Annotated in this window: 11 protein-coding genes and 1 tRNA gene; 7 read left to right on the forward strand and 5 right to left on the reverse strand. The window is 28.5% G+C overall.

Features of this window, described 5'->3' with window-relative positions; all coding sequences use genetic code 11:
- From ACH2BO_RS08280 to ACH2BO_RS08295, 4 genes are all read right to left on the reverse strand, one after another.
- A partial coding sequence (locus ACH2BO_RS08280; protein WP_395044274.1) for a PAS domain S-box protein occupies nt 1-330 on the reverse strand: 330 nt, incomplete at its 3' end.
- Nucleotides 331-915 carry a helix-turn-helix domain-containing protein gene (locus tag ACH2BO_RS08285; protein ID WP_395044275.1) on the reverse strand — a complete coding sequence of 195 codons (585 nt, stop codon included), beginning with the start codon at nt 913-915 and terminating at the stop codon, nt 331-333.
- A gap of 85 nt (nt 916-1,000) precedes the next feature.
- The gene (locus tag ACH2BO_RS08290; RefSeq protein ID WP_395044276.1) at nt 1,001-1,483 is read right to left on the reverse strand and encodes a universal stress protein; all 483 of its coding nucleotides are present in this window, start codon (nt 1,481-1,483) and stop codon (nt 1,001-1,003) included.
- Nucleotides 1,484-1,796: 313 nt separating this feature from the next.
- Nucleotides 1,797-2,465: an FAD-binding oxidoreductase gene (locus tag ACH2BO_RS08295; protein WP_395044277.1), complete on the reverse strand. Its 669-nt coding sequence runs from the start codon at nt 2,463-2,465 to the stop codon at nt 1,797-1,799.
- A gap of 549 nt (nt 2,466-3,014) precedes the next feature.
- On the opposite strand from ACH2BO_RS08295, the gene ACH2BO_RS08300 reads away from it, so the two are divergent.
- The 6 genes from ACH2BO_RS08300 (at nt 3,015) to ACH2BO_RS08325 (ending at nt 8,554) form a co-directional block, all read left to right on the forward strand.
- Nucleotides 3,015-4,379, forward strand: coding sequence for a phage integrase SAM-like domain-containing protein (locus ACH2BO_RS08300; protein ID WP_395044278.1), 1,365 nt, complete (start codon nt 3,015-3,017; stop codon nt 4,377-4,379).
- A gap of 234 nt (nt 4,380-4,613) precedes the next feature.
- Nucleotides 4,614-5,141, forward strand: a complete 528-nt coding sequence (locus ACH2BO_RS08305) for a DUF4468 domain-containing protein (RefSeq protein ID WP_395044279.1) — start codon at nt 4,614-4,616, stop codon at nt 5,139-5,141.
- Nucleotides 5,142-5,188: 47 nt separating this feature from the next.
- A complete protein-coding gene (locus tag ACH2BO_RS08310) occupies nt 5,189-6,400 on the forward strand; it encodes a hypothetical protein (RefSeq protein WP_395044280.1) in 1,212 nt (403 codons plus the stop codon).
- A 92-nt stretch (nt 6,401-6,492) separates the two neighbouring features.
- Complete coding sequence (locus ACH2BO_RS08315; RefSeq protein ID WP_395044281.1) at nt 6,493-6,771, forward strand: helix-turn-helix domain-containing protein; 279 nt, start codon at nt 6,493-6,495, stop codon at nt 6,769-6,771.
- 4 nt (nt 6,772-6,775) lie between these two features.
- The gene (locus ACH2BO_RS08320; RefSeq protein WP_395044282.1) at nt 6,776-7,174 is read left to right on the forward strand and encodes a hypothetical protein; all 399 of its coding nucleotides are present in this window, start codon (nt 6,776-6,778) and stop codon (nt 7,172-7,174) included.
- Nucleotides 7,175-7,273: 99 nt separating this feature from the next.
- A complete protein-coding gene (locus ACH2BO_RS08325) occupies nt 7,274-8,554 on the forward strand; it encodes a hypothetical protein (protein WP_395044283.1) in 1,281 nt (426 codons plus the stop codon).
- A gap of 395 nt (nt 8,555-8,949) precedes the next feature.
- Here the strand turns inward: ACH2BO_RS08325 and ACH2BO_RS08330 are convergent.
- A tRNA-Leu gene (locus tag ACH2BO_RS08330) sits at nt 8,950-9,031 on the reverse strand.
- 110 nt (nt 9,032-9,141) lie between these two features.
- On the opposite strand from ACH2BO_RS08330, the gene ACH2BO_RS08335 reads away from it, so the two are divergent.
- A partial coding sequence (locus ACH2BO_RS08335) for a M20/M25/M40 family metallo-hydrolase (RefSeq protein WP_395044284.1) occupies nt 9,142-9,921 on the forward strand: 780 nt, incomplete at its 3' end.

Consider the following 9,921-nt stretch of genomic DNA (forward strand, 5'->3'; position numbering starts at 1 on the left):
GGTATCAATTTTACTTAAACTAATTTCTACTGGAAACTCGTCACCATTTTTTCGTTGTGCAAACAATTGCATTCCTTCACCCATTTTTCGGGTTCTTGGATTTCCAGAAAAACTATCTCGGTGACCAGGATGTGCTTCTTTGAATCTAGATGGCATTAAAAGTTCAATTTTATTGCCTATAATTTCATTCCTTAGATATCCAAACATTTCTTCTGTTTGCTTGTTTACCGATTGAATGTTTCCTTGCTTATTAACAATAACAATAGCATCAGGAACCGATTCTAGAAAACTTTGAAACTTAGTATCTTGCTTTTTTTTTGAATCCATCATCTACAAATTTATGCTTTTTGATGTTCCAATTTCTTCCAATGGATTTCGCCTTTTGTTTTTGAGATGCTTGAAATGTGATGGAGAAAGTCCAGTGACTTTTTTAAACTGTGTTGATAGATGAGCTACGCTGCTGTAATTCATTTTATAAGCAATTTCGGTAATGGTGAGTTCGCCATAAATCATTAGTTCTTTAATTTTTTCTATTTTGTGATTTATTATAAAATGCTCAATAGTAATTCCTTGCACTTCCGAAAACATATTAGCTAGATAATTGTAATTGTGGTGTAATATCTCACTCAAATAGTCAGAAAAATTGATTTTAATATCTTCTTCAGTATGGTGAATCAATTGAATGATGATGGTTTTTATCTTTTCGATAAGAATCGATTTTTTGTCATCCATTAACTCCAAACCTGATTCTAGCAATTCGTTTTTTAATAGTTCTCTTTGTTCGTCAGAAATAGTTTCCATAATTTCTACTTCGCCCAATTCGACTAAAATAAAGTGCAAGTTCATTTCTTTTAGTATTTCTTTTACCACTATTTTACAGCGGTTACTTACCATATATTTTATGAATAACTTCATTTATAGCTATGATTAAAAAAGATATTAAAAGTAAAAGTACAAAAAAAAGTTGTATCCCTATTGACATATCTAAACTGAAAATTTGCTACACTTTTTTCTTGGTAGGAACAATGAATAGCGGAATATTAGATTGATTTAAAACTTCTTTGGTTGTGCTTCCCAACAATATGGTTTCGAGCCATTTTTTGCTATGACTTCCTATGACAATTACATCTGCTTTTATTTCATTTGCCGTTTTTAATATTGCATCAGCATATTCGCCTTCTTTAACTATTGTATCGATTTTAGAATCTCCCAAATGCTTTTTTACATTATTAAGAAAATCAAATGCTGAATTCGTTAACTGTTTGATATCTGGTTGGTGTAAATCTAAGTTTGCAAAACCACCAAAACCCATGATTGGATCATAAGCCGTTGAAGCATAATCTACTGGAGTTGAAATAATATGAAGTAAAATAATTTCAGATTGCATTGCTCTAGCTAATGAAAAACCAACTTCAGCAATTTTTTTGGCAGTAGGATTGTAGTCTAATGCGATTAACACTTTGTTCATTTTAATAGTTTTCATTTTGCTTAATTTATATATGAATTCAAAATTGGCAAGATTTTATATGTTTATTGTTATAGAACTTTATAGATAACTTATATAATTCACAGAAATTAAATATTGAACAAAATGGTTTTAGTTTAATAAATAAATTTAATTAACATTGATCTATAGAAGATATAGCAAAATAAAATGGCTTTATTCTTCTTGGATTAAATTAGTCTATCTATAAAAATGAAATTTTCTATAAATTCCTTGTTTAAATTTCTAAAAAACCTATGTGATTTCAATGTGGTTTATTTTGAAAATACAAATTAGAATAGAGCATATAAAATTAGTCCTCAATTACTAACGAGTTTGATGTAACACCTAAATCAATTAAATATCCAGTGATGCTTTTTACAAAATCTGAAGTTCCACAAACATAAAAATGTTGGTTAAAATCTATTATATTTTCAATAAGATAATTGCGGTCAATTCTTCTGCTTACAAATCCGATAACATTTTGACGTGTGTATAATTTTACATAATCCTCTTTTAGCATATTCTTTAATTCAAAATCCATAATTACATCTTCGGAAGTTTTATTGCTATAAATAAGTTTGTTACCATGAAGTTCTTTCTTTTTGTACAAATCTCTAAAAATGGAAATAAAAGGAGTAATTCCAGAACCGCCAGCAATAAAAACACCTTTGCCTTTGTATTGAATTGCACCAAAAACATCGTGAAGAATAAGTTCGGCACCAGCATTAGTTTTTCCCAACATATTGGTAACTCCGTTGTGATCTCGATAAATTTTAATTATAAATTCAAGATGATGCTGTTCTCTCAAAGATGTAAAAGTAAAAGGTCTCATTTGATTTTTCCATTCTGATGTGTTTATAGAAACTTCTGTTCCTTGTCCAGGAATAAAATCGTAACCAGTTGGTTTTTCAACAATAAAACATTTTACGTCGTGTGTTACATAAAACGATTCTAATATTTTAACAATATATTCGGTCATATAATTTTAATAATATGACAAAATTGGAATTTATTATTCTAAATTGTTTTATGTAATTTTAAGCGAATGTTGTATAATTCATTGTTTTTTGGAATATAATTTTTTCTTTTTAATAAATTATTTTTTGAAGATATGGTATAAAAAAATGGAATTTCAAAAAAAGGTATTACTAGTCCTAAATAATAATATTTTCACTTTTTAAAGATGTTGTGCAATGGGTTGGGTAAGTTTACAAATTAAAAATCGCAATTATCTAAAAAAGACAATTACGATTTAAAAGTGCGGATAATAGGACTCGAACCTACACGCTACACCCCACAATTCAGTGTTTTTTGTCAAGTATTAGAAACATTGCATAAATACTTCAAAATATCAACATTTTCAATACATTACAAAACATTTTATAACTCAAAAGTAATCTAATAAAATCTAATAAGAATTAATAATATTGTAAATCGGTTGGGCAATGGTTGGGCAAATTTGGAAACCGTATTATTTTATTTTGTATCTTTGTTATGTTCAAAAGTTCAAAGTTCAAAATTTATTAAAATGGCATCGGTACAATTCAGATTAAGAAGTAAAGTAAACAAAAATGTTTCAATAAAAATTCGTGTTTCAAATGGTCGTAGTTTGGAACTTGAATTGAATACTGGGTTTTCAATAAATCCAAAAGATTGGAGTGATAAAGATTTACCCAAACAAAACACCCCCGAAAACAAACAACTATCTAACAATCTCAAAAAGTTAGAAAATTTCGTTTTAGAAAACCTCAACAAAGATTTATCAAATAGAATTTTAATTGATACCTACTGGCTCGAAAACAATATCAAACAATGTTTTAATAGAGTTGAGAAAACCGATAATGGATTACTGATAAACCATATTCAGCATATTATTGATAATGCAAACACTCGCAAAGTCAAAACTAATGGTGGTTTTAAAATTGGATTAAGTCCAAGTACAGTAAAAAATTATAATTTATTCAAAAAAATCATTGTTGAATATCAAACTACAATCAAAAAAAGAATTCACTTTATTGAAATCACAAAACCATTTGTAGATAAATTTACTAACTGGCTTGTGAATACTAAAAAATTCTCAACTAACTATTCGGGCAAACAATTAGAAATCTTAAAAACGATTTGCATTGATGCAGAAAAAAACGAAATTCTAATAACACCATACTCAAAAACAATTCAGCATTTTAGAGAAAGTGATAAAGACCGATACATTCAAACATTATCGTTTGACGAACTGGAGCAAATAAGAACCTTTGAAATCCCAAAAGATGAGGTTTTGAAACAATTCAAAAAAGATAATCTCGAACTAACTAAAAACATTTCAATTACAGCCAATACCATAAACAATGCAAGAAACTGGATTTTGCTTGGTTGTGAAATTGGGCAACGTGGTGGCGATTTATTGAACGTTACTCACGAAAACATTCGATTTAAAAGCAATAGTTATTATTTAGACATCATACAGCAGAAAACAAATAAAAGTGTAACCATTGGCGTAATAGCACCGCACATTATTGAAATTATAGAAAACAACCTACCTACAAAAATACCACATCAAAAGTTTAACGATTTTATAAAAGTAGTTTGTAAACTGGCTGGAATAGTTGAGGTCGTAAAAGGAACGAAACTAAACATCGAAACCAATCGTAAAGAGTTGGGATTCTATCCTAAATGCGATTTACTCGCATCGCATTGTTTTAGACGTTCCTTTGCAACGAACTATTACAAAAAGATACCTACACCTATTTTGATAAATATTACTGGTCATTCAAAAGAAAGTTTGTTTTTAACCTACATCAACAAACGAGAGGACAAAGATGCAAATGCAGATTTATTTATGAAATTTTATGAAACCATAAACAAAGAAAAAGTACCTCAACTAAAAGTTATTTAACAACCACAATTCAACCAAAAAATAGTTAAAACGAACCACAAACGAACCGAAAACGAACCCTAAAAAACAAAAATGTTGCACTATGTAACCAAAAAAAAAAACTAACTCAAAAGTGAGTAAAAATAAAATAGCAACCGAAAAGCAACCGTAAAAAGTAAATTTGTTGCTTTTTATTTCCAAAGAAAAATATCAATAAAAACAATAATTAATTTCAATTTTTAAAAAACAAGTATTATGAAAAAAACAATTACAATTTTAGCAATGATGATTTCAATTTTGAGTTTTAGTCAAGAAGCAAAATTCAAGTTTACACAAGATGGTTTAACTGATTATGTAATAACTGAATGTAAAGACAAATCGGCAGGAGAACTATACAAAAAAACTATTGACTGGATTAATGTAAATTATACTAACCCAAATGAAGTAATTAAGGCAAAAGTTGAAAATGAAATGATTAGAATTGACGGATTCGGAAAAAGTGCATTTTCAAGAACATTTTCTGATGGAACAAAAGCTGATTATGATGTTACTTACACAATGGAGTTTCAATTTCAAGATGGTAAATATAGAATCAAATATACTCACAAAGGAATAACCGTTGATAATAGTGAAGTATTTTTTAAAATTACAGATGTAATTAATAACATTCAAGACAAAAACGGCAATGGTTGGAATAATGCAAAAGAACAATACCAAGGATTTGTTCAATTACAAATAGATTCGCTTTTTAATTATATTACTAAAAAAAATAATGGGTGGTAATTTACAACTGCAGGAAAGACAAAAAAGTTAGATTAATAAAACAAATTATGGGTTTTAGCATCATTGGACATCCGAGTTATGATACTCTTTCAGAAGAACATATTAACCGATATTTGGGTATGTTTTTCAGAAGTTGGATAAATAGTTTGAACTATGAAAACTATGTAAATTCAGTCTTTAATTTAGATTTGAAAATATATTCTAAAAACGATAAAAAACCTTATCAATTAGATGAAAATGACATTATCACTTCAAAAACTAATGTCAATAATCATATCATTTGGGAACTAAAAACTTTAAAAGGTTTATCAATTTGGATTGAAAGCATTTTTGATTTTTACAACTTGGATAAACACGACATTGAAAGTTATAAAAATGAAGTTGAACGAAATGATAAAAACTTTAATGGAAGTGAATTTATTAACTTTATAACTGAATATAAAAACAATAATTCTATTGGAGTAATGAAAAAAACTTCAAAATTGATTGAGTTTCAAAATAATGTAACCCCTCAACAAAAAAAGTATATTCTTATTTTAATGTATCTGGATTATGCTAAAACGGAAGATTTCTTAAACAATAAATATGACCATTCCATAAATCAAATAACCACACCACAACCCAACTTACAACTCGAAAACTCAATAGAATTTTTCAATAAGGTCAATCAAAATTTAGTTAGTGAGTTAGATGTTTTAAATTTTATAGAAAGGGCAACGAATGACGAAAAGCATAAACTTGAAATACTGGCAAAAGACATTGAAACATTTGAAATTGATTTTATTTCAAATGAGGTTGTTGACAGTTATTTTAGTGTTCACAATGTAAAATCTGTTTCTGAATTGTTTACCAGGTTCAAAGAATTGGTTTTTAACAAAATCAATAAACAACCTCAACAAATCAATAATTCAAAAAACAAAATTGATTATAATCAAGAACTTAATAAAGCATATTTCAAAGTTGGTTTAATGTTTGCGAAAAATGAAATCTATTCAAAAGTAGTAACTATTGAAAACATCAAATCAACAAAGTATTATCACAACAATAATGAATTTCCTAATATAAACCAATTAGCAAAACATCTTGGATTAACTCGACAATACATCAATGATAGTTTTAATAATTCAAGTTCACACCATAATATTTTTAATAACAAAAATAAATTAAAAATGATTATTGGTTATTGTAAGGAACGTTCAATTGATATCAATAAAGATTTTTTAGATAAATACGCCTTATTAAGTCAAGAACATCATTAAACAATTCTCGCACAAATTCTCGCACAAGTGCAATATTATTGTGCGGTTTAAATAGATTGAGTTTTGCACCATAACATTAAAACTTATTAGTTATGGAAGCAATCCAACTTATTCAAATAACGCCCGAACAACTACAATCGGAAATTCTCAAAGGCGTTAAAATTCAAATTGATGACCTCAAAAATCATTTCCAACCAAAAACACCCAACGAATATTTAACACGTCAAGAAGTGGCTCAAATGTTCAATGTGGATATTTCTACAATCCACAATTGGTGCAAATCTAAAAAACTCAATCCACTTGGTATTGGTGCAAGGGTTTACTTTTTACGTTCCGAAATTGAAGCAAGTCTAACCCCACTAAACGTTTAAGGTTATGACTACTGGCATCTTATCAACACCAACTATTCACGTTTACAAAGAAATAAACGAGGGCAAATACAAAGGCGTAAAACACTACGAAATTGTTGAGGTTAAAAACGGAACGCAAAAATTATCTGATCTTCTAAATATTCAAAAAGACAGAGGTTTTGCAAAAGTAAATCCTACCTACTGGCTCAAAGTTAGATTAGTAAAAAAGTGGCATACACTAACTGGGTTGTTTTATACGTCAATATGTGGCGTTTTTATAGCAGATAAAGGCAAAAACAACACCAAAGAAGATTTGATAATAGTGCAATTTTCAAAGGATAACGATAGAAAATTGATAGTGTACTATTTCAAAAACTACTACACTAACGACATAAAAAAGGTCGTTCACTTCATCAATCAGTAAAGTATAGAAACAAAAAAAAGGCGATTGTTCAAGTCGCCTTAATTGTTCAAAAGTGCTTTTACTGGCATCGCAAAAACATTGAAACAAAGATAATAAAAAATGTTAGATTTTCTAAAATTACAAACCTATGATTTGTCATTAATTGAATATTTCAATACAAATGATTTATTGACTTGGTTGAGTGATACAGATAAATTGAATCATTTGGATTTTGAAGTAATTACAACTAAAAAGGTAATGCACTACAAAGGAATTCGGTTTTGCTTTTATTCCAATCGATTAGATATTCTATTCAAACCGCACTACTACTTCAACAACAACCTACATAATGCAAATGACTTTAAAATAGTTGATTGTATCAATGTAATATCAAACTTCAAAGAAATCTTTAAAATTGATTTGACACACTTGAAAGTCGTAAATATTGAATTTGGATTGAATGTTATAAGTCCAATTGATATAAAGGATTTGATAATGTATTTAGCATACCACGAAAAAAACGAATTTAGAACCGATACTGGATTGGCATACAGCAAAAAAAGTTATTCCACAGACAAAAACGGAACGGCAAACGAATACAAAATCATTAAGGCATACGCCAAAGGATTACAATTTCCAGAATACACCGACATTGATACATTCCGATTTGAAATAAAAAGTAAAGAGCGTAAATACTGCATTAATCAATTAGGAATCCACACTTCAAACGATCTTTTGAATATAGATGTTTATACCAAAATGATTGAAACATTGATTAAGGAATTTAAAGAAGTTCTTATACTGGATTGTATTACAAATTTTCAAAGTTTAAACCAAAAGGAATTTAAAAAAGTTTCTGAATATCTTAATCCGTTGTTGTGGTATAAAATCAAAAATCAAAACCGAAATAGTTTTAGTAAGAACAAAACCAACTATTATAACTTAATCAACAAAGTTGAAAACAATCTAAAAAATCAACTGGAAAACATCATTTTTGACAAACTTGAATTTTTAAAAAAGGGTGCAATTTCCACAACCAACACAAAAGTAAAAAAGGGTGCAGATTCCAACTTATATAATAGTGGAATATGCAACCAAAAGCAAATGCAAAAAGTTGAGGTTAAAAATTCTATTTGTAAAGTAACTGGGTTTGATATTTCAATGCAAAAGGATAATAGTATTTTGCTTTCACATACTGGATTAAGATATTATTATCAAAATGATAAAGATTGTTTTGAACAAATCAAAAATAGGTACTTATCAAAAGTATGGTACAATTCAGATTTTGACATTCAAATAAAAGAATTGGCTCACAACATTAGAAACAAAATCAGTAACCTACGAATTAAGCAAAAAAGATTATACCAACCTCAACAATTTAATTTACTGAATAACTTTTAAATTCAGTTTGAATTATGTAGTAATTTGTGTCCTATAAGAAATCGAACTATGATTTTTTGGACATCATTTAATGATTATTAAAGATTTTTCGGAGGTCAAATGGATAGTTTTTTCAGTCCACATAGAGAACTTAAAAAAATAACGTTTATAAAAAACTTCAAAATTTATAAATGAAATTCAAAACGTTTATAAAAAATCCAATTATTTATAAAATTCTAACATAGAATAAAACCTATGTTAGAAAAACTTCAAAAATCTAACTTAGATAGATAGTTTTCGGAGTCCAAAATAAAATGAAAATTAGTAGTGTTTTGAAAATGGTTTGGCAAATGTTTGGCAACTTTATAAAAACAAAAATGCAATTACCTATAATTTAGATAATTGCAATTAAAAAGTGCGGATAATAGGACTCGAACCTACACGCCTCGCGGCACCAGATCCTAAGTCTGGCATGTCTACCAATTTCACCATATCCGCTAAAATTGTGAGTGCAAATATAAAAACAAATTATGAATTATGAATTATGAATTATGAATTTTTTTAAAACTCTTTTTTGTACTTTTGACTTTATAAAATTTTAATTGAAAATGGACAATATTAAACAATACGTTCAAGAAAATAAAGAACGTTTTATTAACGAATTAATCGAATTATTAAAAATTCCATCTGTAAGTGCTGACAAAGCTTATGAGAAAGACGTAATAAAAACTGCAGCAGCAGTAAAAGTAAGTCTTGAAAAAGCAGGTTGCAATTTTGTAGAAATTTGTGAAACTCCAGGTTATCCAATAGTTTTTGGAGAACACATAATCGATAAAAACCTTCCTACTGTTTTGGTTTATGGACATTATGATGTGCAACCTCCAGATCCACTAGAACTTTGGACATCACCACCATTTGAACCAGTAATAAAAACCACAGAAATTCATCCAGAAGGAGCAATTTTTGCACGTGGTTCTTGCGATGACAAAGGTCAGATGTACATGCATGTGAAAGCTTTCGAATACATGATTCAGGACAATTGTTTGCCTTGCAACGTAAAATTTATGATTGAAGGTGAGGAAGAAGTTGGGTCGAAAAGTCTCAGCTGGTTCGTAGAAAAAAATCAAGAAAAATTAAGTTGTGACGTGATTTTAATTTCCGATACCGGAATGATTTCTAACCAACAACCAAGTATTACAACTGGATTACGTGGTTTAAGTTATGTTGAGGTCGAAATTACTGGTCCAAATCGTGATTTACATTCCGGATTATATGGCGGAGCAGTTGCGAATCCAATTAATGTATTAGCCAAAATGATTGCTTCGCTTCACGATGAAAATAATCATATTACCATTCCTGGATTTTATGATAAAGTAGAAGAATTGAGT

The organism is Flavobacterium sp. (assembly GCF_043773265.1).
Taxonomy (GTDB): Bacteria; Bacteroidota; Bacteroidia; order Flavobacteriales; family Flavobacteriaceae; genus Flavobacterium.

Coding starts and splice junctions, on each gene's coding strand:
- ACH2BO_RS08325 (WP_395044283.1), top strand. CDS start 7,274: ATGTTAGATTTTCTAAAATTACAAACCTATGATTTGTCATTAATTGAA.
- ACH2BO_RS08310 (WP_395044280.1), top strand. CDS start 5,189: ATGGGTTTTAGCATCATTGGACATCCGAGTTATGATACTCTTTCAGAA.
- ACH2BO_RS08305 (WP_395044279.1), top strand. CDS start 4,614: ATGAAAAAAACAATTACAATTTTAGCAATGATGATTTCAATTTTGAGT.
- ACH2BO_RS08315 (WP_395044281.1), top strand. CDS start 6,493: ATGGAAGCAATCCAACTTATTCAAATAACGCCCGAACAACTACAATCG.
- ACH2BO_RS08285 (WP_395044275.1), bottom strand. CDS start 915: ATGAAGTTATTCATAAAATATATGGTAAGTAACCGCTGTAAAATAGTG.
- ACH2BO_RS08320 (WP_395044282.1), top strand. CDS start 6,776: ATGACTACTGGCATCTTATCAACACCAACTATTCACGTTTACAAAGAA.
- ACH2BO_RS08290 (WP_395044276.1), bottom strand. CDS start 1,483: ATGAAAACTATTAAAATGAACAAAGTGTTAATCGCATTAGACTACAAT.
- ACH2BO_RS08295 (WP_395044277.1), bottom strand. CDS start 2,465: ATGACCGAATATATTGTTAAAATATTAGAATCGTTTTATGTAACACAC.
- ACH2BO_RS08300 (WP_395044278.1), top strand. CDS start 3,015: ATGGCATCGGTACAATTCAGATTAAGAAGTAAAGTAAACAAAAATGTT.